This window comes from Peribacillus simplex (assembly GCF_900156045.1).
GTDB classification, from domain to species: Bacteria; Bacillota; Bacilli; order Bacillales; family DSM-1321; genus Peribacillus; species Peribacillus simplex_D.
The window spans coordinates 125,853-147,946 of record NZ_FTMX01000008.1 but is presented as its reverse complement, the minus strand read 5'-3'; the positions used below and the strand labels follow the sequence as shown (position 1 = coordinate 147,946).

24 protein-coding genes and 1 riboswitch are annotated in these 22,094 nt (G+C 40.6%); of the genes, 22 read left to right on the top strand and 2 right to left on the bottom strand.

All coding sequences use genetic code 11. The features are described 5' to 3' along the window. The first annotated feature begins 8 nt into the window (after nt 1-8). From BW986_RS23805 to BW986_RS23730, 16 genes are all read left to right on the top strand, one after another. Complete coding sequence (locus tag BW986_RS23805) at nt 9-1,370, top strand: MFS transporter (protein ID WP_076371448.1); 1,362 nt, start codon at nt 9-11, stop codon at nt 1,368-1,370. A gap of 405 nt (nt 1,371-1,775) precedes the next feature. After that, a complete protein-coding gene (locus BW986_RS23800; protein ID WP_076371446.1) occupies nt 1,776-2,204 on the top strand; it encodes a MaoC/PaaZ C-terminal domain-containing protein in 429 nt (142 codons plus the stop codon). A 5-nt stretch (nt 2,205-2,209) separates the two neighbouring features. Further along, nucleotides 2,210-3,532 carry a sigma-54 interaction domain-containing protein gene (locus tag BW986_RS23795; protein ID WP_076371444.1) on the top strand — a complete coding sequence of 441 codons (1,323 nt, stop codon included), beginning with the start codon at nt 2,210-2,212 and terminating at the stop codon, nt 3,530-3,532. Between the two features lie 271 nt (nt 3,533-3,803). Next, the gene (locus BW986_RS23790) at nt 3,804-4,958 is read left to right on the top strand and encodes an acyl-CoA dehydrogenase family protein (protein WP_260320945.1); all 1,155 of its coding nucleotides are present in this window, start codon (nt 3,804-3,806) and stop codon (nt 4,956-4,958) included. 158 nt (nt 4,959-5,116) lie between these two features. Next, nucleotides 5,117-5,917 carry a 1,4-dihydroxy-2-naphthoyl-CoA synthase gene (menB, locus tag BW986_RS23785; protein WP_076371442.1) on the top strand — a complete coding sequence of 267 codons (801 nt, stop codon included), beginning with the start codon at nt 5,117-5,119 and terminating at the stop codon, nt 5,915-5,917. A gap of 18 nt (nt 5,918-5,935) precedes the next feature. Beyond that, on the top strand, nt 5,936-7,573 hold the full coding sequence (locus BW986_RS23780; protein WP_076371440.1) for an AMP-binding protein: 1,638 nt from the start codon (nt 5,936-5,938) through the stop codon (nt 7,571-7,573). A gap of 49 nt (nt 7,574-7,622) precedes the next feature. Then, on the top strand, nt 7,623-8,372 hold the full coding sequence (locus BW986_RS23775) for an SDR family NAD(P)-dependent oxidoreductase (RefSeq protein WP_076371438.1): 750 nt from the start codon (nt 7,623-7,625) through the stop codon (nt 8,370-8,372). A gap of 124 nt (nt 8,373-8,496) precedes the next feature. After that, a riboswitch (TPP riboswitch) is annotated at nt 8,497-8,625 on the top strand. 135 nt (nt 8,626-8,760) lie between these two features. Further along, the gene (tenA, locus tag BW986_RS23770) at nt 8,761-9,444 is read left to right on the top strand and encodes a thiaminase II (protein ID WP_076371436.1); all 684 of its coding nucleotides are present in this window, start codon (nt 8,761-8,763) and stop codon (nt 9,442-9,444) included. A 14-nt stretch (nt 9,445-9,458) separates the two neighbouring features. After that, nucleotides 9,459-10,043, top strand: coding sequence for an ECF transporter S component (locus BW986_RS23765; RefSeq protein WP_076371434.1), 585 nt, complete (start codon nt 9,459-9,461; stop codon nt 10,041-10,043). Nucleotides 10,044-10,053: 10 nt separating this feature from the next. Further along, complete coding sequence (locus BW986_RS23760) at nt 10,054-11,517, top strand: ABC transporter ATP-binding protein (RefSeq protein ID WP_076371590.1); 1,464 nt, start codon at nt 10,054-10,056, stop codon at nt 11,515-11,517. After that, the gene (locus BW986_RS23755; RefSeq protein WP_076371432.1) at nt 11,518-12,294 is read left to right on the top strand and encodes an energy-coupling factor transporter transmembrane component T family protein; all 777 of its coding nucleotides are present in this window, start codon (nt 11,518-11,520) and stop codon (nt 12,292-12,294) included. A 40-nt stretch (nt 12,295-12,334) separates the two neighbouring features. Next, a complete protein-coding gene (gene tenI / locus BW986_RS23750) occupies nt 12,335-12,946 on the top strand; it encodes a thiazole tautomerase TenI (protein ID WP_076371430.1) in 612 nt (203 codons plus the stop codon). A gap of 1 nt (nt 12,947) precedes the next feature. Continuing rightward, nucleotides 12,948-14,072: a glycine oxidase ThiO gene (gene thiO, locus BW986_RS23745; RefSeq protein WP_076371428.1), complete on the top strand. Its 1,125-nt coding sequence runs from the start codon at nt 12,948-12,950 to the stop codon at nt 14,070-14,072. A gap of 14 nt (nt 14,073-14,086) precedes the next feature. Next, complete coding sequence (thiS, locus tag BW986_RS23740; RefSeq protein ID WP_076371426.1) at nt 14,087-14,290, top strand: sulfur carrier protein ThiS; 204 nt, start codon at nt 14,087-14,089, stop codon at nt 14,288-14,290. A gap of 1 nt (nt 14,291) precedes the next feature. Beyond that, the gene (locus BW986_RS23735; RefSeq protein ID WP_076371424.1) at nt 14,292-15,059 is read left to right on the top strand and encodes a thiazole synthase; all 768 of its coding nucleotides are present in this window, start codon (nt 14,292-14,294) and stop codon (nt 15,057-15,059) included. Further along, a complete protein-coding gene (locus tag BW986_RS23730) occupies nt 15,056-16,075 on the top strand; it encodes a thiazole biosynthesis adenylyltransferase ThiF (RefSeq protein ID WP_076371422.1) in 1,020 nt (339 codons plus the stop codon). Before BW986_RS23735 ends, BW986_RS23730 begins: the two co-directional genes overlap by 4 nt. 172 nt (nt 16,076-16,247) lie before the next feature. Here BW986_RS23730 and BW986_RS23725 read toward each other — a convergent pair whose 3' ends face one another. Then, nucleotides 16,248-16,391, bottom strand: a complete 144-nt coding sequence (locus tag BW986_RS23725) for a small acid-soluble spore protein P (RefSeq protein ID WP_063233544.1) — start codon at nt 16,389-16,391, stop codon at nt 16,248-16,250. 113 nt (nt 16,392-16,504) lie between these two features. Between BW986_RS23725 and BW986_RS23720 the strand changes: the two genes are divergently transcribed. Next, the gene (locus BW986_RS23720; RefSeq protein WP_063593346.1) at nt 16,505-16,768 is read left to right on the top strand and encodes a hypothetical protein; all 264 of its coding nucleotides are present in this window, start codon (nt 16,505-16,507) and stop codon (nt 16,766-16,768) included. A gap of 140 nt (nt 16,769-16,908) precedes the next feature. On the opposite strand, the gene sspO is transcribed toward BW986_RS23720, so the two are convergent. Then, nucleotides 16,909-17,061: a small acid-soluble spore protein SspO gene (sspO, locus tag BW986_RS23715; RefSeq protein WP_034312428.1), complete on the bottom strand. Its 153-nt coding sequence runs from the start codon at nt 17,059-17,061 to the stop codon at nt 16,909-16,911. A gap of 385 nt (nt 17,062-17,446) precedes the next feature. On the opposite strand from sspO, the gene acnA reads away from it, so the two are divergent. The 5 genes from acnA to tlp all read left to right on the top strand — a co-directional run bounded on the left by acnA (nt 17,447) and on the right by tlp (nt 22,023). Continuing rightward, nucleotides 17,447-20,158, top strand: a complete 2,712-nt coding sequence (gene acnA / locus BW986_RS23710) for an aconitate hydratase AcnA (protein WP_076371420.1) — start codon at nt 17,447-17,449, stop codon at nt 20,156-20,158. A 206-nt stretch (nt 20,159-20,364) separates the two neighbouring features. Beyond that, a complete protein-coding gene (locus BW986_RS23705; protein WP_076371418.1) occupies nt 20,365-20,898 on the top strand; it encodes a TlpA disulfide reductase family protein in 534 nt (177 codons plus the stop codon). Nucleotides 20,899-21,309: 411 nt separating this feature from the next. Then, entirely contained in the window at nt 21,310-21,438 is a 129-nt protein-coding gene (locus BW986_RS23695) for an FbpB family small basic protein (RefSeq protein ID WP_072272906.1), read from the top strand. Nucleotides 21,439-21,575: 137 nt separating this feature from the next. After that, on the top strand, nt 21,576-21,719 hold the full coding sequence (locus BW986_RS23690; protein ID WP_057275900.1) for an acid-soluble spore protein N: 144 nt from the start codon (nt 21,576-21,578) through the stop codon (nt 21,717-21,719). Nucleotides 21,720-21,777: 58 nt separating this feature from the next. Then, on the top strand, nt 21,778-22,023 hold the full coding sequence (tlp, locus tag BW986_RS23685; RefSeq protein ID WP_076371414.1) for a small acid-soluble spore protein Tlp: 246 nt from the start codon (nt 21,778-21,780) through the stop codon (nt 22,021-22,023). The last annotated feature ends 71 nt before the right edge of the window (nt 22,024-22,094 follow it).

Genomic DNA, 22,094 nt, shown 5'->3' with positions numbered 1-22,094 from the left:
GGAATTAATTGCGTGAAGTTAATGCTTCGGAAGTGGTAGGTAATAGTAGATTCGGCCGTTTTCATTTAATGGTCTTTATGTGGTGTTTGTTCGCAATTACCTTCGATGGATTTGATATAGCCATGTACGGAGTTGGTTTACCTTTGATGATGGAGGAATGGAACTTGACTCCCGTCGAAGCTGGAGGAATAGCAAGTTATTCATTGTTCGGAATGATGGTGGGAGCCCTCATATTTGCACCCCTGGCGGATAAAATAGGGAGAAAAAGAGTGCTTGCCATTTGTATATGTTTATTCAGTGTCTTTACATTACTTTCAAGTTTTGCCCCGAATCCTGCCTTTTTCTCGGTTATACGATTTATAGCAGCCTCGGGAATGGGAGGATTAATGCCAAATGTCATCTCCTTAATGGCGGAATACTCTCCCAAAAAGAATAAGGTGTTCATTGTAACCACTATGTACTGTGGTTATTCTATCGGAAGCATACTCGCTTCTTTAATTGGAATGTATGTGATGGAACAAATGAGTTGGAGGGTTTTGTATTGGATTGGGGCCCTTCCTTTACTGGCACTGCCATTCTTCATGAAGCAATTTCCTGAATCGCTTTCCTATAATGTTATTCGGAAACAAGGAGCAAAGCTTGCTGGAATCCTGAATCGCATTGATCCAGGAGGCGACTATAAAGAATCGGACGATTATGAGTTTGCCAAAGTCCAAGAAAGGGCAAAGGGCTTTCCAGTCAAGAAACTTTTTGAAAACAAGCGTACGCTTAGCACATTTGCGTTTTGGGTAGCTGCCTTTAATTGTTTACTTATGGTATACGGACTCAATACATGGTTACCCAAAATCATGCAACAGTCAGGATACGGCCTTTCATCCAGTTTATCTTTCAATCTTATATCGGGAATAGGACAAATTGGCGGATCGATAATTGGGGGGTACTTAGTTGGGAAAATAGGCCATAGAAGAGTACTTGTTTCCTTCTGTGCCATAGGTACGGTCTGTTTTGTAATATTAGGATTGACCTCAAATGTAGTAGCATTATATATTCTGATCGCTATTGGAGGAGCCTGTACAGTTGGCACGTTGAATTTGGCCAATACGTATATATCCGAGTATTATCCGCGGGAGATAAGGACCACGGGTATAGGTTGGGCCTTGGCTTTTGGTAGAATTGGAGCGATTGTTGCCCCTACATTAATAGGATTATTGCTGGCTGCAAATTATTCGCCACAAAATGCATTCATGGCCTTCACAGTCCCGAGCATAATGGCTGCCCTGGCGTTACTTGTTGTGAAAGAGAAGTATGGCAACTATGATAAACCGCTGATCGAGGAAAATATAAAACTAAAAACAACATCGAATGTATAATAGTGTTCTTGATTGCCTATATGTCAGTGGACAGCATGCAGACTGTTCCTTGACATATAGGCAATTTTTGGGAGTGGGAGAATTCACGAGTGAATCGGCCAAACTCACGAGTAAACCGGGTAAACTCGCGAGTAAACTATCTAAACTCACGAGTAAAACCGTCAAATTCATGAGTTAGCCACCCAAATTCACGAAGTAAACCGGCTGAAATTAAGGTAAACCAATCAAATTCATGTGTAACCATCCAAATTCATGAGTAAAACGGCCAAGCTCACTGGTAAACCATCCAAATTCGCGAGTAAAACTACAAACGAACTCCCATTTTATAGTATTTGGTTGGAAAGTTATGTATAGTTAGTATTATATTTAAATTGAATATTCTGATAAAAAGTAAGGAGCGGTGTTATGAGTTTAACAATCACTGATTTGTTCATCGGCCAGGTTGCTAGTATGCAGCGTACATTTAATGAATCTGACGTAAAATTATGTAATGAATTAACAAAAGACTACAGTCCGATTTATCAAGTGAATAAAGAAGCATGGAAAAGTAATTTCAGCAAGCCGGTTGTACCTGGTTTGTTAACGGAAGGCCTTATCACTCAAGTGATCAGTGAAAAACTCCCTGGTAGTGCCTGTATACTTTTACAAAAGGAATTGGTCTTTTATCATCCAGTACATATAGGCGATATGATTTCAGCCGAACTGGAGATCATTGATATTAATTTGAATAGAGATTGGGTTACGCTAAAGGTGACTTGCTTTAATCAGGCAGGAATTGAAGTCATTAAGGGTCAAGTTGTGATCTTTGTTTTAAGTAATCAAGGTATTGGGTGATGTGAATGGAAAATGTTAAAAACGTAATAAGGAATTGGGGATCGATTGAAGTTGATGAAAATGGAAGAATTATAGGCGCCACTGCTGATTTTTATGAATATTTCATGATTATGCCGACTGATTTGATAGGAAAGTCCATTACGAGAGTCATTCACACTTCTTCCAACTTTTCATTGAAAGGTCTTGCCCACAAACATGTGTTTTCTGGTGTGATCAGCGGACACTCATGTTTTATAAGGGTATTTCGACGAGGTTCTGATACCATTTATACCATAATCATCCGCCAAGACGAACTGGAATACAGTGACTTGGTGTATTTTGCCAACTCTTTGGAGAAGAATAAAGCCAAGAAAAATTCCGTGGTTCAAAGTCGATATAGCTTCGAAGAGATTGTTGGAAAGAGTAAGGAGATAGAGAGGGTAAAAGAGCTGGCCGCCAGAATAGCTACAAGCAGTTCTACAGTACTGCTTACGGGGGAAACGGGAACGGGAAAGGAACTTTTTGCCCAAGCGATCCATAGTTTGAGTACAAGAAAAACACAACCCTTCGTACCGGTAAATTGTGCAGCGATTCCAGATGAATTATTTGAATCGGAGATTTTTGGTTATGAAGCAGGCGCATTTAGCGGGGCGAAAAAAGAAGGTAAGCCTGGAAAAATAGAATTAGCCCAAAATGGTACGTTGTTTTTAGATGAGATTTCTGAATTGCCTTATCAGGCGCAAGGAAAGCTTTTACGAGTTTTACAGGAAAGGGAAGTGGAAAGACTAGGCGGAACGGGGACTAAAAATGTTGATATACGTATTATCGCGGCGACGAACAGAGATTTAAGAACCCTTATTCAAGAAGGGAAATTCCGCCAAGATTTATATTATCGACTTTATGTTTTTGAATTGAAAATTCCTTCTTTAAAGGAGCGGCACGAAGATATTCTTCCTCTGGCATATCATTTCATCGAGTATTTCAATAACAAGTTGGGGTCCAATGTGAAAGAAATTGATCCTAAACTCCAAGATTGGCTTATCCAATATGATTGGCCTGGTAACATCCGTGAAATCAAAGCGATAATCGAACGCGGAATGAATATCGTAGATGGAGCGACTCTAACTCTGGATTCTTTATATTTTACACCTAATTTCAAATTGGAGGTTCCCTCATCCATGGATAATTCAATGTCCGGTACATTGGATGAAGTTGTAGGTAATGCTGAAAAATCCGCCATTCAGCGAGCATTAAAAGATTCGGAAGGTGATCGTTCTTTAGCAGCTCAAAAGCTGAAAATTCATGTTGCTAGTTTATATAGGAAGATTGCTAAATACAAATTGAAATAGCAGTATCATCCAATGAAATGTAATCAGGGTAACCATTAGGCACACTTATTAAGTGTGTATTTTTTTTGTGAAGATTCGCAAATTTGATTTGCAGAAATGAGAAAAAATGCAAACATGCGAAAGGTTTTGGAAACTATAGCCAAAATTGTAACGAATTCAAGTTGGCACACAACTTGCAATAATAGTTTGACATGTAAGAGGTTTCATGTTTCGTAGAATGTTCTAAATATGGGTGTCAGATAAATTAGTATTTAATCAAGGGGGTAATGATGTGCTGAATTTTTCTTTTACGGAAGAGCAAGATTATTTTCGCAAAATATTGAAAGAATTTGCGAAGGAAGAGCTGCTTCCACATTATACAAAATGGGATCGCGAAGAGATTACTCCAAAACATTTGTGGAAAAAGCTGGGTGATCTTGGCGTGAATGGTCTTCGGATTCCAGTGGAATATGGCGGAAGCGGTGCGGATTGTGTGACAACGGGGATAGCTGCCGAGGAGATAGGTCGTGGTGATTTCAATCTTACTTACGCGGTGATGTTGAATGCATTAATCGGTGAAATTATCAATAATCACGCTAGCGAGGAACTGAAAAAGGAGTGGCTTCCCAAAATTTCAAGTGGTGAAAAAATTGTCGGCATTGCCATTACGGAGCCATCCGCGGGTACGGATGCGGGTGGGATTAAAACAACAGCTGTACATAAAGGAAATAAGTATGTGCTTAATGGAGAAAAGTCTGGAATTAGTGTAGCTATGTGTGGAGATGCCTTTGTTTTATTTGCAAAGACGGAACCTGAATGGGGAAATCGAGGGATAAGTGCTTTCATGGTTCCTGCCGATATTCCGGGTGTTGAATGTAGAGGGTACACGGACATGGGGAATATCCCCATTGGAAGAGGTTCGATATATTTAACCGATGTCGAGGTTCCGCAAGAGTATATGATCGGTCTTCAAAATAAAGGGTTTTCCCAAGTGATGAATGGGTTCGATTTAAGTCGGCTGTTAATAGGGCTGCAATGTGTGGGCACCGCTTCACAAAGTATCGATGAAACCATTGAATATGTGAAAATCAGACATTCTTTTGGTAAACCGTTGGCGACATATCAAGGGGTCTCTTTCCCCATTGTGACCCACTATACCCAATTAGAACTGGTGAAGTGGCAAGCCTACCGAGGACTTTGGCTGCGTGACCAAGGGCTGAATCATAGTAAAGAATCGGCTTCCGTTAAGTGGCTAGGTCCTAAATATAGTGTAGAAGCTATCCATGAATGTTTACTGTTGAATGGTCATTATGCTTATACGAAGGAAATGCCTCTTGAGCAACGCTTGCGTGATGTGATTGGGTTGGAAATTGGTGATGGTACTGCACAAGCCAATATGATGGTCATTGCAAAGGACATTATAGGAAAGGAGTTCCGTTCTCATTAATCCATTGGACTAGTATTTTTACATTCTGTTGAAACGGAAACTATTACGTAGAAATCGAAATTATTTACAGTCGTATTGGGTACCGATTAAGTTCGTGATTAACGGTGAATTGATGTGATGCAAGGCAAATCACTAAGATAATGAAGGGAATGAAAACGATGGAATTAACAGATGTAATCTATGAAAAAAATGGTGGAATTGCAAAGATAACAATGAACAGACCTAAAGTATACAATGCTTTTCGTGCCAGAACCATTCAGGAATTAATTTGGGCTTTCCGGGACGCTTGGGATGATAATCGTGTTGGTATAGTGATTCTGACTGGAGCTGGTGAGAAGGCATTTTGTGTAGGTGGAGATCAAAAAGAAAAGGGAGAAGAAGGAGGATATAATCATTCGGGTGGCTTAGGTGGTGGAATGGGACTGGAAATCGAAACGCTGCACCAAACGATCCGCAACATTCCTAAGCCGGTCATTGCAGCGGTTAATGGATTTGCCATCGGAGGCGGGCATGTCCTGCATGTCATTTGTGACCTAACCATTGCATCTGACACGGCAAAATTTGGCCAGAGTGGGCCAAAGGTCGGTAGTTATGATGCGGGTTTTGGTTCAGCTTATTTAGCACGAATTGTCGGAGAAAAGAAAGCTAGGGAAATCTGGTATTTATGTGAACAATATTCTGCACAGGAAGCAAAAGAAATGGGACTTGTGAACAAAATCGTCGCCCCGGAACAACTGCACGAGGCAGCAGAAGAATGGGCAAGAAAGATCCTTGATAAGAGTCCTACTGCGTTAAAAATGCTCAAATATTCCTTTAATGCAGATAGTGCCAACATTCAAGGGATTTCTCAACTATCGATGGGCAGTTTAGCGATGTTTTACAATACAAAAGAATCGGAAGAAGGAAAAAACGCCTTCCTAGAAAAGAGGCCAGTAGATTTTAAAAAATTCAGAGGTTGATGAGGGGGATGAAAACTGGTGAAATTGGAGACGATTTTGACTCAGGAATATGTGGGGGAATTTCAAGGCGTTTGGCCAAACCGAACCATCTTGGATTATTTGAATGATGCTATAGTAAAGCATCCAGATAAGATGGCGATTATCGATAAAAAAAGTAGTTTTACTTACAAGCAGCTTGGTAAGTTGGTCGATCGGATCGCTTTGGGTCTCTTGCATATAGGATTGGGTAAGGGGGATGTTGTCTCTTTTCAACTGCCTAACTGGAATGAATTTATAATCTTGCACTATGCTGTTACAAGAATCGGTGCCATTAGCAATCCATTGATACCGATTTATCGAGATAGGGAAATTGGTTATATGGTTGGGATGGCAGAATCTAAAATGATTGTTGTACCAGAGTATTTCCGTGGGTTTTATTACCCTGACATGATTGAAAGACTAAGTCATCAATGGCCATCAATGAAACATATATACGTGATGGGTGACAGTGCGCCGAATGGGATGAAACTGTTCTCCTCTTTAATTGAGGAACCTTGGGAAGACCGGATGGATTCATCCATTTTGGATGAAATCACACATGACCCCAATGATGTGACTGAAATTATCTTTACCTCGGGAACCACAGGGAGTCCAAAAGGAGTTATGCATACACATAATACTCTTTGTATATCAACGAATTATTGGATTGACCACTTACATTTAACATCCGATGATGTTCTTTTCATGGCGTCAACGTTCGCCCATCAAACAGGTTTTGGTTATGGAGTTAGGCTCCCTACACATATTGGAGGAACGGGAGTCTATCAAGACATTTGGAATCCGAGAGAATTTATTGAATGGGTTGAGAGGGAAAAGATAACGTTTACGGCCGGAGCCACTCCTTTTCTGCAAGATACGGTTCAAATGGAGGGGATAGAAAGATATGACCTTAATTCGCTGCGAGTCTTCGTGGCTTTAGGTGCCCCGATTCCCAGGCATTTAGTAAAGGAAGCCATGGAAAAAGTACCGTTCAAGATATTGTCAGGATGGGGGCAAACAGAAGATGGCTTGGTAACCTTGACGAGACTTGAAGATCCAGAAGAAAAACTGACGAATACGGACGGAATTCCGTTTCCGGGAATGGAGCTAAAGGTCGTCGGTTTTGAAGGGGAGACCTGTGCCCCGAATACAGAAGGCTCTTTATTAGTAAGGGGTCCGGCTCTGTTTGTAGGATATTTTAAACGGATTGATGACACTTTAGCTGAGTATAGTGACGGATGGTTCATTACCGGTGATCGAGCATTCATGGATGAAGACGGATATATCCGGATTTCTGGAAGAAACAAAGACATAATCATTCGTGGCGGTGAAAATATTCCAGTCTCTTATGTAGAAAATGTATTGTATGAACACCCGGATATTTCTAGCGCTCAGGTTATTGCAGTTCCAGATTCCCGTCTTCAGGAAAAAGCATGTGCTTGTATCAGCATGAAGGCGGGGAAGAACCCGATCACGATGGATTCCATGCAGCAATTTCTCTCGGAAAAGGGTTTGGCCAAACAATATTGGCCTGAATTTATTGAAATAATGGATGACTTTCCCCGTACGGCAAGCGGGAAAATCCAGAAATTCCGGCTCCGGGAAATGATAAATGAAAAGATAATCGACAATATATAAGCAGTTTAAATAAATCCTTATTGACTAAATGGTGAAAGTGGAGGGGAATATGATGAATAAAAGAATCGCATTTATTACCGGTGCCGGAAGCGGAATTGGCAGAGAGATTGCAAAAAAATTGGCTTCTCGCAATTTTAACATCATCGTGGCTGATATAAATCATAAAAATGCTGAGGAGACGGTTTCTTTAATCGGAAATTCGGGTTTTGAAGCCAGAGCGGTCCATTGTGATGTAACGAAATTAGAAAGTGTTAAAAAAGCCGTTGAAGAATCCGTGAACCATTATCATAGAATAGATATATTGGTTAATAATGCAGGCTGGGATAAGGTGGAACCTTTTTTAAAAAGTGATCCTAGCACTTGGAAAAGGATTATCGATATTAATTTACTTGGGCAGATCCATACTTGCAAGGAAATTTTACCTCTCATGATTGAAAATGGTTACGGAAAGGTAGTAAATATTGCTTCTGATGCCGCTAGAGTAGGATCAAGTGGAGAGGCAGTTTATTCTGCTGCTAAGGGAGGGGTGATTGCTTTCACAAAAACGATAGCAAGAGAAATGGCACGTTACAAACTCAACATCAATTGTATTGCGCCAGGTCCTGCTGATACGCCCCTATTTCAAGAAATAGGCTCTTATAATGAAGGTATAGCAGGCGCCTTGGAAAAAGCGATTCCATTTCGCCGGCTAGCTCAACCAGAGGACATTGCCAGTGCTGTTGCCTATTTCGTTTCGGAAGATGCAGGGTATATTACTGGGCAAACTCTTTCCGTAAATGGTGGATTAACAATGGTTTAATCAATCAGGTTAGGTGGTTATGCTAGAGTGAAAGGCAATTATTAGGTTGAAAACTTTTTCTAATACGTTTGACAATTGGATTTATCGTGTTAATATAAAGGCAAATGAAAATTAAATATACAATTTGTACCACTAGGGGTGCTTTATAGGTAAAAGTTGATTTTACCGCAGAAGCTGAGATTAAAGTATGACTTTAAGACCCTTAGAACCTGATCTGGTTTATACCAGCGTAGGGAAGTGGGGTCTGGAACAATATGATTCTATATTTTTTCAAGTACAACCACTTTCTTTGCGCATAAGAAAGTGGTTTTTTGTTTGCAAAAAAAGGGGTGATAAAAGTTTTTTTCCGTAAGATTCATTGAAAAATACAATTTGGAGGTAATGGGACATGAAGTTTTCAGAGGAAATTCGTCGGGAAGTAGATCACATTTGGGAAGCTAGTTTTAATCACCCGTTTGTTGCAGGAATTGGAGATGGCACATTGCCATTGGAGTGTTTTCGTTTTTATGTCATGCAAGATGCCTATTATTTATCTCATTTTGCCAGGGTTCAAGCTTTAGGAGCAGTCAAAGCTACAGATTTACATACAACAAGCAGGCTTGCCGGCCATGCACAAGGAACATATGAAGCGGAGTTGAGGCTTCATGAGAATTTTTCTGAGAGATTAGGCATTACAAAAGAAGAAAGGGAAACTTTCAAACCTGCCCCAACTGCTTATGCTTATACTTCTCATATGTATCGTGCAGCTTATTCGGGACATTTGGGTGATGTTATTGCAGCTATCTTGCCGTGTTACTGGCTTTATTATGAAATAGGTGAAAAGCTGCAAGGTTGCACACCTGAAGAGCCAATTTATCAAGAATGGATAGCGGCGTACGGAGGAGAGTGGTTCCGCACTTTGGTGGAAGAACAAATTGCGAGGCTTGATGAGATTGCTGAAAAAGTGACGGACGAAGATAAGGAGAGAATGAAAGAACATTTTATCCTTAGCAGCCAATATGAATACTCATTTTGGGAAATGGCTTATCGTTTAGAGACATGGCCTGTGCATCAGGAAACACTGGAAGTATAAAGGAGAATGAAATAATGAAAAAAGGATTGAAATTAACTGATATATTAGTCACGATCGTGATTGCGGTAGCATTTGGAGTCGTTTATATCCTTTGGGGTTCGATTTACTATTCCGTTAAACCATTAGGATTACATCTGGATCAACTTATTTATGGAATGTGGTTTATAGCTGGCCCCGTCGCCTTTTTAATTTTACGGAAACCGGGTGTGGCCCTTTTGGCGGAGATAGCTGCAGCTTCAGGGGAATTCTTTCTAGGTTCTCCTTGGGGACTGACTGTACTGCTATATGGGGTGGTCCAAGGTTTGTTCGCGGAACTGGTGTTCATGGCGTTCAAATATAAAAAATTCAATATGTCGGTGGCCGTTTTAGCTGCGGTAGCTTCATGCCTTGCATCTGTACTAATGGATTTTGCATACGGGGAAATAGGTGCGCTTTCTACTTGGAATCTATCTTTATTCATGATAGCGAGGTTTGTAGGTTCCATTTTCTTTGCAGGTGTGACTGCCTATTATCTAGTTAAAGTCCTGGAAGCAACAGGAGTAACTAATCTTGTTCGTCCGGTTTCAAATAAAGATTATGCAGAACTGGATCAAAAGTAGGTTGAGGGCCATGGAACCAATCATTTCTGTTGAGAAGTTAAGAATGAAATATCCCGGTGATGAATCTTTGATTTTCAAGGACCTATCCTTATCGTTTGATAAAGGAGAAAAGGTACTATTGCTGGGACCATCAGGATGTGGTAAGTCCACTCTTTTGCAAGTGTTAAGCGGATTGATTCCGAATTCCATCGAAGTACCGATGAAAGCGGAGAAATTGAAATGCCCTTCTTCATGGGGATATGTTTTTCAAGACCCTGATAGTCAGTTTTGCATGCCATTTGCCGATGAGGAAATCGCCTTCGTCCTTGAGAATCTTTCCGTCCCTAAAGATGAAATGAAAGGGAAAATCCAAAATCATCTCAGTAAAGTAGGATTGAACCTAGGCCATACAAGTATAGGAACATTATCAGGCGGGATGAAACAACGTCTGGCAATCGCTTCAGTATTGGCCCTTGAACCAGAAGTGATATTTTTGGATGAACCGACCGCCATGCTTGATCCGGAAGGAACAAAAGAAATCTGGGACTTGTTGAAGGAAGTTGGACGAGACAAAACGGTTATAATCGTCGAGCATAAAATTGACCATGTTTTAGAATTCATCGATCGAATCGTGCTTTTTAATGATGACGGTCAAATCATGGCTGATGGTCCAAGGGACACCATTCTTTCACGATATAAAAATGAAATGAAAGAATATGGAATATGGTTTCCAGGTGTTTGGGATGAATATATACAGAAGCATGCACCCATACGGGAACATCAATTTACAAAAGGTTCACCCCTTATGCATGTGCAAGGCTTTAGCGGTTTTCGGAATAAAGAGAAAAAAATCAAGGTTGAAGAGCTGAAGGTCCATTCAGGGGAATGGATTGTAATCAGGGGAGAAAATGGCGCGGGGAAGAGTACTCTTTTGCATGCACTGATGCAGTTCATAAAAACGAATGGTAAGTATGAATTAATGGGGACCCCCATTAAAAGGGTGAAAAACCCAACGGAGGATATGACGTTTGTCTTTCAAAATCCTGAGTTTCAGTTCGTTGCAAATACTGTATATGAAGAGATTGCCTATTCATTGCGAATTGACAAAAGGCCGCAACAAGAAATAGATGAGAGAGTCCACTCATTGCTTAAAGTGTTTCGCCTTGAGGCACATCGGGATAAACATCCGTTTCAATTATCGATGGGTCAAAAGCGTCGCTTAAGCGTAGCTGCTTCAATCGTAATAGACAAAAAAATCATTCTCCTTGATGAGCCGACCTTTGGCCAAGATTCGAAAAATACCTTTGCATTACTGGAATGGTTTGAGGAATATCGAAGGCGCGGAATAACAGTGATCATGGTAACTCATGACGATCATATTTCAAAAAACTTTGCAACCAGGATCTGGACGGTTAAGGACGGAAACGTAATAAGTGATGAAAATATTGCGCAATCAGGATTAGTGGAGACCAAAGTTAAAAGGAGTGTCATGTAAATGAATGATACAAATGCAGAAACATGGCTCCATGGAATTAATCCAAGCCTTAAACTTGGTGTACTGATTGTGTTATGCATCGTGGCGTTATTCATTCATGACCTGAATTATATGATGAATATTACCATTGGCGTATTACTTTTATTTTTATTTTTTACCGGGCATTCGATAAAACACATCTTACTTATGTCGATTCCCTTTTGTTTCATTTTTATATCCACCTCTTCCGCAATGATATTATTCGGGCAAGGTAAGACGCTCTGGTTTGAGTGGGGCCTGATATCGGTAACGGAAGAAAGTTTTATGAGGGGATTACTGGTAGGCTTTCGAGCTTTGTTCTTTGCGGCCCTTGGTTTAACTTTTTCCTTAACGACGAGACCAGTGAACTTGTTTTATTCGTTAATGCAGCAAGTTAAGCTTAAACCGAAATATGCCTATAGTTTCATGGCGGCATTAAGGCTGATTCCCATCATGATGGAGGAGTTCCAAACGATACGAAACGCGATGAAGGTACGCGGTTTCGAAAGGGGAAAAGGGATAAGATCGGTATATTTTAAAATGAAAGCCTATTCCATCCCATTGTTATCCGGAAGCATCAGACGTGCTCACCGAATCGCGGTTGCGATGGAGGCAAAGCGATTTACAGACACTCGGGATCGAACATACTATTATGAATTTGGGTTTTCAAAAAAGGATCATGGTTTCATTTTGTATTTTATCATCCTGCTGTTGGCCGGCTTTTATCTATCGATTCAATTCCCGTTAGTATCTATTTGATTTTATGAGATTGTAATTTTACTAGTTAGGGGTTCTTAGTATGAATGCACATGAATTGCATATTATTTCTACTGGGAAACAGTCAATTGAAAAGTTTGTTGAGATCGCTTCGAACATTCAGGAACATGTTGATTTCTTTTATCTAAGGGAAAAGCAAATGAGTGCATCGGAACTCTATCGAGCAGTGACCCTATTACATGATAATAAGATTCCGCTTTCTAAGATCGTCATTAATGACCGGGTGGATGTAGCCTGGGTACACAAAGTATTTGGTGTGCAATTGGCATTTCATAGTTTAGATGCGGGAGTCGTAAAAGGAGCATTTCCAGGGATGAATGTTGGCTGTTCGATCCATTCCATGGATGAAGCGAAAGCTGCATTCAGCAAAGGAGCCAATTACGCGATTTATGGACATGTTTTTGAAACCGATTCAAAAATCGGACTTCCTCCTAAGGGAGTTAAGGAGCTTCATGAAATCACAAGAAATGTCAATCTTCCGATAATTGCGATAGGCGGAATAACACCTTTCAATTGCCAAGTCGTGCTGGATGCGGGGGCACGCGGAATTGCCGTCATGTCAGGTGTGCTTGAATCTGAAAATCCGATTAAAGCCGTTAAAGAATATTCGAAGTCTTTGGGAAAGGAGACATAAGATGAATTCCATATATGATGCAATCATTGTTGGGGGAGGAGTAATAGGTGGATCCATCGCTTTTCAATTAGCCAAACGAGGTAAAAAGGTCCTCTTATTGGAAAAAGATCGACTCGCCAGTAAAGCATCCAGTGCTGCAGCTGGGATGTTAGGGGCACAATCCGAGTTGGATGCTGATAACCCGCTTTTTACATTGGCAAGCCAAAGCAGGGGGATGTTTCCTGCACTGGCGGAAGAATTAAAAGATATAAGTGGAGTAGACATCGAATTTGTGAACAAGGGCATGTTTAAGGTGGCGCTAACGAATGATCAGGTAGCCGAGTTGAAGAACATGATCAATGTCCAGCAAGAAGCGGGACTTGAGGCTGAATGGCTATCGACTGCCGAAATAAGAAAAACGGAACCGCTTCTATCGGATGAGATTAAGGGGGCCATGTTCATTCCGAAGGATGGACAAGTTTCAGCCACTAGGCTGTCGCTCGCATTTACTGAATCTGCAGCTGCCCTTGGTGTAGACATAAAGGAGTTTGTTCATGTCTCTGATTTAGTTACGGAAAACGGATGTGTGACAGGAGTGGTCACGAACATAGGTGGATTTTCAAGTGAAAATGTCATCGTGGCAGGTGGGGCTTGGAGTGCTTTCCTCCTTGAAAAAACAGGGATGAGACTCGACAGTTATCCAGTAAAGGGTGAGTGCTTTTCCGTCCTGACCGATCGTCCATTGCTTGAAAAGACAATCTTCTCACATGGCTGTTATCTTGTGCCCAAAGTTGGTGGAAGAATCATTGTCGGAGCAACGGTTAAAGCGAACACTTTCGATCAAAAGGTAAGTCTTGACGGGATTTCTGAGTTAATAGAAAAGGCAACGCAATTGCTTCCGGCGATTAAAGGAACCGAATTGGAAAAGACATGGGCAGGGATACGCCCCCAAACTGGGGACGGCTTGCCGTACTTTGGTGAACATCCAGCATGCAAAGGACTTTTCATTGCAACGGGGCACTACAGGAATGGCATCCTGCTTTCTCCAATTACAGGTGTACTTATAGCTGATCTTTTAGAAAGGAAGATAAATGCCGAATGGTCCGCTTTTCGACTGGATCGTTCGATACAGACTCTTTTTTCTTAATGGAGGTGGATGAATTGGAATTGATTATTAACGGGGAAAAAATACGGATTCCTGCTGATGAATCAACAGTTACAGGGCTTTTGCAACACTTTGATTTACACCAAAAAGTGGTGATCGTTGAATTGAATGATGAAATATTAGCAAAAGAAAGTCTAAGTGAAACACTTTTGTCAAATGGAGACAAGGTAGAGATTGTACATTTTGTAGGAGGCGGATGATATGTTAAAGATAGGTTCTTATGAATTTTCTTCAAGATTGTTATTAGGTACGGGAAAGTATCCAAACTTCGATGTTCAAAAGCAATCAGTGGAGGTTTCGGAGACGGAAATATTAACATTTGCGGTCCGGAGAATGAATATTTTTGAAGCCAGTCAGCCCAATTTTTTAGAAAAGCTTGATTTGAAAAAATACACACTCCTTCCCAATACAGCAGGAGCTAAAACTGCCAAAGAGGCAGTGCGCATAGCCCATCTTGCAAAGGCATCTGGCTTATGTGACATGATTAAGGTAGAAGTCATTGGCTGTCAAAAAACACTGCTGCCTGATCCGATTGAAACCTTGAAAGCTGCTGAAGAATTAGTGAAACTGGGATTCACCGTATTACCCTATACTTCTGATGACGTGTTGCTCGCCAAGCGCCTGGAAGAAGTGGGGTGCCATGCTATTATGCCTGGCGCTTCACCAATTGGCTCTGGTCAGGGCATTATAAATCCGCTGAACTTACGATTCATCATGGAACAATCTGAGGTTCCTGTAATTGTCGATGCAGGGATTGGAACGCCTTCCGATGCGGCAATCGCCATGGAATTGGGGGCGGATGGCGTATTGCTTAACACTGCTGTTTCCGGCGCAAAAGACCCCGTAAAAATGGCGAAAGCAATGAAACTTGCCATTGAGGCAGGTCGATTAGGGTATGAAGCAGGAAGAATCGCAAAAAATGATTACGCGATAGCAAGCAGCCCAGTTGAAGGGTTGAGCATTGGATGAATGAACGTTATTCACGTCAAGAACTTTTTGGACCTATAGGGGAAGAAGGGCAATTGAAAATTCGCAAAAAACACGTTTTGGTGATTGGAGCGGGTGCTCTCGGTACGGGAAGTGCGGAAGGTCTTGTACGGGCAGGAATTGGGAAACTCACCATTGTGGACAGAGATTATGTAGAGTGGAGCAACCTTCAAAGACAACAGCTTTATTGTGAAGATGATGCACAAAAAAGAATACCGAAAGCAGTGGCAGCAAAGAATCGTTTGAATGCGCTAAATTCGGACGTTATCGTAAAATCGCATGTGATGGATGTTTCGGTTGATGAATTGGCGAAGCTTGTTGAAGGTGTGGATTTAATATTGGATGCCACAGATAATTTCGATACGAGGATGCTTATAAACGATACTGCGCAAAAATATCATATACCTTGGATTTACGGGGCCTGTGTAGGGAGTTATGGGATTAGTTACACGGTGATCCCAGAGGCGACACCATGTTTGAATTGTTTGCTGGAAACGGTTCCAATCGGAGGACTGACATGTGATACGGCGGGAATCATCAGCCCTGCTGTTCAAACGGTCGTTGCCCATCAACTGGCGGAAGCATTGAAAATCCTTGTGGAAGATTTTGAATCACTAAGAAACAAAATCGTTTCATTTGATCTTTGGAAAAATGAACATTCATCCATAAATGTAGCGAAATTAAAAAAAGATTCTTGTTTGTCATGCGGGTCAAATCGAACATATCCCCATCTCTCCTATTCAAATCGAACGAAAACAGCCGTTTTATGCGGAAGGGATTCTGTCCAGATTCGGCCGGCGCTGAATCTTGAAAGAGACTTAGCGGAAATCGAAAAAAATCTTCTCGCACAAGGCGGTAAGATCGTCAGGAATCCTTATTTACTTTCATTTACGATCGGAACCCACCGGTTGGTCGTTTTTAAAGATGGGCGGGCGTTGATTCATGGAACAAAAGATATTGCTGAAGCAAAAACGTTATATCATCGTTATATTGGCTGATCTGTAATAATGGAATGACAAAGACTTAAAACGTTAAAATCAGTGGCCCATATAATAGGAAGGAATCAAAAATTCTTTTTGTGTCTTATTTGCTTCACAAATAAAAAAACGAAAGCGGTGTCTGCCTTTACCGGGCGGCACCGCTTTGTATTGGAACGATTATTTAAGCAGCCTACATATCATGACTGCTATTATGCTTCTGACGGGTGTGCTGTCTGTTTTTCACCTTATGAGAACCGCTTAACGGTGCAGGTTGACCGGGGTTATTTCCTTTAGGTGCATTTTTTCGAATATCTTTACCATCGTTTTTGTTCATGTGCGATCCCTCCTATCTCTTAAGATAATCAGTCCGTGAAATTTTATTCACATACATATATTTGCAAACCTCGTACATGCTATGGATGGACACTAATTAAGGAGCTGAACCAAATGCAGGATAAACAAGATAAGCGAAGGACTTTCCAGGAAGCCCAGCAAAGTTATCAACAAGTATTTGATGTTTACTCATCCATTGAGAAGAACGCACCGAACTACGGAACGGAATTGAAACATGTGAAGCAGGAAGTGAACGAGGCCTATCAGCAAATACAATCTGCTTTAGTCACCGCTTCCGAACATCAGAAAGAACAATTGAAAAAATTCGAACAGGATATTCAAGCAATCGTCAATGAGGTCAATTCAGAGGACTATTGAGTGACAGGTTCCATCATCGTGAGTATTTCGCGTTTCACTTATGCGTTTCCTGATTTTAGAATGGAATAGGCTTTTTGAAAAATGCAGTACATCTGCCATTTCAAAAAGCCTATCCTTTTAAAGCCTAGAAATGAGGGAAATCATTGGTTTTTCTTTCTTTTTTTATTATTTTGCCTTTGCATTTCCGATAATGGCGGTTCATTTCCCAGTTCATCATTGTATCCTGCTCCATTACCTTGCGCTTTTGCAGCATTCATACCTGGTATAACATGATTTGCCTTTTGTTTTGTCATTTCGACACCTCCACCCATAGAATGTGATAATGTTGAATGATTATGTATGAAGTGCTAATATGTTTTGCTGGAATAATTTATCAGGCTACAAATTGGGGTGTTTTCATTAATATGCATATGAGCAAGGCTTCCTAAATGCACTTTAATATGTGGGGAATTTTTTTCTATAAGTGAAACTTATCAAAAACAATAACTTTCTTGTTATTTACTTATACTCATTTCTATATTAGTATTAAGTTGAAGGAAGAGTTAGGGTGGGAGAAGAGAGAGAAAATTCGACAAACTAACTTTTTTACTTATATTTATAGTAAACATGGTTTCAGTGAACCAGGTTTTACTTTTATGTGCAGAATAAGTTCTGACAGTTTAATAGGGGGTAATATTCATGACGAAAAATGACGTATACCAAGCGCGTAAGTCCTTTGAGATTGATGGGCAACGCTACAACTTTTACAGCTTAGACGCTATTGAAAAAGCAGGGGATGGCAAAGTATCACGCCTTCCATATTCCATTAAAGTATTACTTGAAGCGGTACTTCGCCAAGTGGACGGAAGAGTAATCACAAAAGAACACGTTGCGAACCTTGCTAAATGGGGAACAAGCGAGCAACAAGATATAGATGTTCCGTTCAAGCCATCACGTGTAATCCTACAAGATTTCACTGGTGTTCCAGTTGTTGTTGACTTAGCTTCTTTACGTAATGCTTTCGCAGCACTTGGCGGAGATCCTGACAAAATCAACCCGGAAATCCCGGTTGACCTTGTAATTGACCACTCTGTACAAGTTGATAAAGCAGGTACAATGGATTCCCTTGATGCCAATATGGATCTTGAATTCGAACGTAATGCAGAGCGTTACCAGTTCCTAAGCTGGGCTCAAAAATCATTCAACAACTATCGTGCAGTTCCACCGGCAACTGGTATCGTTCACCAAGTTAACCTAGAGTACCTTGCAAACGTGGTTCATGCTGTTGAAACTCCAAACGGCGACTTCGAAGTATTCCCTGATTCTGTTTTCGGTACAGATTCACATACTACAATGATCAACGGTATTGGTGTTCTTGGTTGGGGAGTCGGCGGTATCGAAGCAGAAGCAGGCATGCTTGGACAGCCTTCTTACTTCCCAGTTCCAAAAGTGGTTGGTGTAAAACTGACTGGCGAACTTCCTAAAGGTACAACGGCTACTGACCTTGCATTGAAAGTAACACAAGTTCTTCGTGCACACGGCGTAGTTGGTAAATTCGTTGAGTTCTACGGCCCAGGAGTAGGATACCTTCCACTTGCTGACCGTGCAACAATCGCTAACATGGCTCCAGAATACGGTGCTACAGTTGGTTTCTTCCCTGTTGATGCAGAAGCGATCGATTACATGCGCTTAACAGGCCGTGATGAAAAACAAATTAAAGTGGTTGAATCATACTGCAAAGAAAATGGATTGTTCTACTCTCCTGAAAACGAAGATCCAGCATACAATGATGTTGTGGAAATCGACCTTTCAGCAATTGAACCAAACCTTTCAGGCCCTAAACGCCCGCAAGATTTGATTCCACTTTCTCAAATGAAACAATCTTTCCATGACGCTATCAATGCACCTATGGGTAACCAAGGTTTTGGCATGGACAATTCTGAATTGGATAAAGAAGTAACTGTTAAATTTGCCGATGGTAAAGAAACGGTAATGAAAACAGGTGCGATTGCAATTGCTGCAATCACAAGCTGTACGAACACTTCTAACCCATATGTAATGCTTGGAGCGGGTCTTATTGCTAAAAAAGCAGTTGAAAAAGGCTTGTCTGTTCCAGATTATGTAAAAACATCATTGGCACCAGGTTCTAAAGTTGTTACTGGTTACCTTCGTGATGCTGGTCTTCAACCTTACCTTGACCAATTAGGATTCAACGTAGTTGGTTACGGTTGTACGACATGTATCGGTAACTCAGGTCCATTGGCTGACGAAATCGAAGCAGCTGTTGCTGAAGCAGATCTTCTGGTAACATCAGTACTTTCAGGTAACCGTAACTTTGAAGGGCGTATTCACCCACTTGTGAAAGCAAATTATCTAGCTTCGCCTACTTTGGTTGTAGCTTATGCTCTTGCTGGAACTGTGGACTTTGATCTAAACAACGATTCACTTGGTAAAGACAAAGATGGTAACGATGTATACCTTGCTGACATCTGGCCTTCACAAGAAGAAGTCAACGCTGCTGTTAAATCAACAGTTACACCTGAGTTATTCCGTAAAGAATACGAAACTGTATTCAACGATAACAAACGTTGGAACGAAATCCAAACTAGCAACGAAGCGATTTATGCTTTCGATTCTAAATCAACATACATTCAAAATCCTCCATTCTTTGAAGGATTATCACCAGAACCTGGTTCAGTTAACCCACTTTCCGGTTTGCGTGTAGTTGGTAAATTCGGTGACTCAGTTACAACTGACCACATTTCTCCTGCAGGTGCAATCGGTAAAGATACACCAGCTGGTATCTACCTTCGTGAAAACGGTGTGAAACCGCGTGACTTTAACTCTTACGGTTCTCGTCGTGGTAACCATGAAGCGATGATGCGCGGAACGTTCGCAAACATCCGTATCCGTAACCAAGTTGCTCCAGGTACAGAAGGTGGATTCACAACTTACTGGCCAACAGGCGATGTAATGGCTATCTATGATGCTTGTATGAAATACAAAGCTGATGGAACAGGTCTTGCAGTCATCGCTGGTAAAGACTATGGTATGGGAAGCTCTCGTGACTGGGCTGCGAAAGGTACTAACCTTCTTGGCATCAAAACAGTCATCGCTGAAAGCTTTGAACGTATTCACCGTTCTAACCTTGCATTGATGGGTGTTCTTCCACTTCAATTCAAAGAAGGCGAAAACGCTGAAACGCTTGGATTGACTGGTAAAGAAGCGATCGCTGTTAAAATCGATGAAACAGTTAAACCTCGTGATATCGTAACAGTTACAGCTACTGATGAAGCTGGAAACGTAAAAGAATTTGATGTGCTTGTTCGTTTCGATTCCGAAATCGAAATCGACTACTACCGTCACGGTGGTATCCTTCAAATGGTATTACGTAATAAATTAAAAGGCTAATTTCAGCTTTTAGGAAGCGGTAAACCTACTTTTTAGGTTTACCGCTTTTTTTGTGTCAAGTTTTTGAAACAAAGCGATATCATGATATGATTTGAAGGAATTAGACTTTTCCGGATGTCCTTTTATTGTTAAGATGGAATAGGGAAGTTGTTCTATTTCTGGAAATGGACTAATATTTTTATTGTAAGGGGACTAGGAGGACGAGTATGCTTAAAAAAATTATTGCTTCGGTGGCCTTACTGTCACTTATTACGGTAGCGATCGTGCAGGCAATGGATAATGAACCGAAGGGAAATGAGGAAAAAGATGCTTTGGGCGGATTGAAAATTGGAGCTAAAGCACCGAATTTCTCCCTGAACACTTTGGATGGGAAACAAGTTGAATTATCTGATTATAAGGGTAAAAAGGTAATGTTGAATTTTTGGGCAACTTGGTGTCCACCTTGCAAGAAGGAAATGCCGGATATGGAGGAATATGCACAGCAAGCTGGTGATGATGTCGTCGTTCTAGCCGTCAATATTGACCCCGAAAACGATGTACAAGCATTTGTAGAGGAAAATGGAATTACTTTTACAATTCCGCTGGATAGTCAAAGTGCCAAGAATCCAGTGAATGAGCGTTACAAGATTCTTAGCATACCAACAACTTACTTCATCGACAAAGAAGGCATTATCAGGAATAAGGTAATTTCAGCCATGCAACTTAAAGATATGGAACGAAATATAAATAGTATGCAGTAGGGGAAGCTTTATGAAGTACCATCATTTGAAGAAATTAGCGTCACTAGGCAGACGGTCGGCGGTAAGGGAGCGTATATTCTTAAAAACAACGGGAACGTTTTTTCTGAACAAAAAGGTTGGTCAATTGGCTTTTCACCGAAATTTGACTGCAATAAAACGGAACCTTTATGAGGTTCCGTTTTATTGTGTGTTAACAAAGTTGTCAAATTTTAATCGAAAAATCAAAAAATTTAAAAAAATATGGTTAATGTTTGTGAAAAAAGGGTTAAAGTATAGAGAGTGGAGAAATGGAATTTTATCGGATGAAAAATCTGATAATTATGACAATTTTAGGGATGGAAACCATATAGTCATAATTTTACGTTAATTTGGCAATACTGAATAGTATATTAAAATAAGTAGGTGAAAAGCATGAAAAAAAGAAAAAGGACATTTGAAGAATTAATTAAAGAAAACAAAAGGGAATTATTGATGGACGTTAAACAAATGGAAAGACTTGAGGAACGTCTTGAAAAAAAACATATGCAAAAGGCTGAATAATTTTTGCAAATATATTAAAAAGAGCCAGTGCCATGAAGGTCCCTTCAAAGTGCTGGCTCTTTTTTCATGGCTTTTTCAAAAACTGGCATTCATGAAATTCCTCTTTTTTATCCATGATAAGAGAAGGAGGCGATAGAATGGGTAATCCAAAAAAAGATTCCAAACACTTTAGACCGAGCCATCTAGGGACACAACCAATAGCAGCGGGTGGGAATAACGGTAAGAAAATGCAGGACAAATCTGGGAAACATCCTCAGGTCATTCAAACTAAAGGCGAGTAATCCTTAATAAAAAGTCGTAATAATATTATGTAAACAAAAAAACATGAGGTGAAAATTAATGGGCTCTTATAAACACAATCAGGATAACCGTTTGGATAATGTTGAAAAAATACAGGATGCAATTCAAAATACAGAAGAAAACATAAACGCTGCAAATGAAACCTTATCATTCTCTTCAGGGGAGGAAAAACAGGCAATTGAGGCCAAAAATGACCGAAGAAGAAAGAGCATTGAAGGAATGAAGGAAGAAATGCAAGATGAGCAAGAAGCACGGGAAAGCGGTTATAGTAACGATAATATGTAAATAACCGGGTAAAGGGGAGAAAGAGGCGAGCAATCTTTCTCCCCTTTATTTAGGGTTCATGGAAGGGAAGG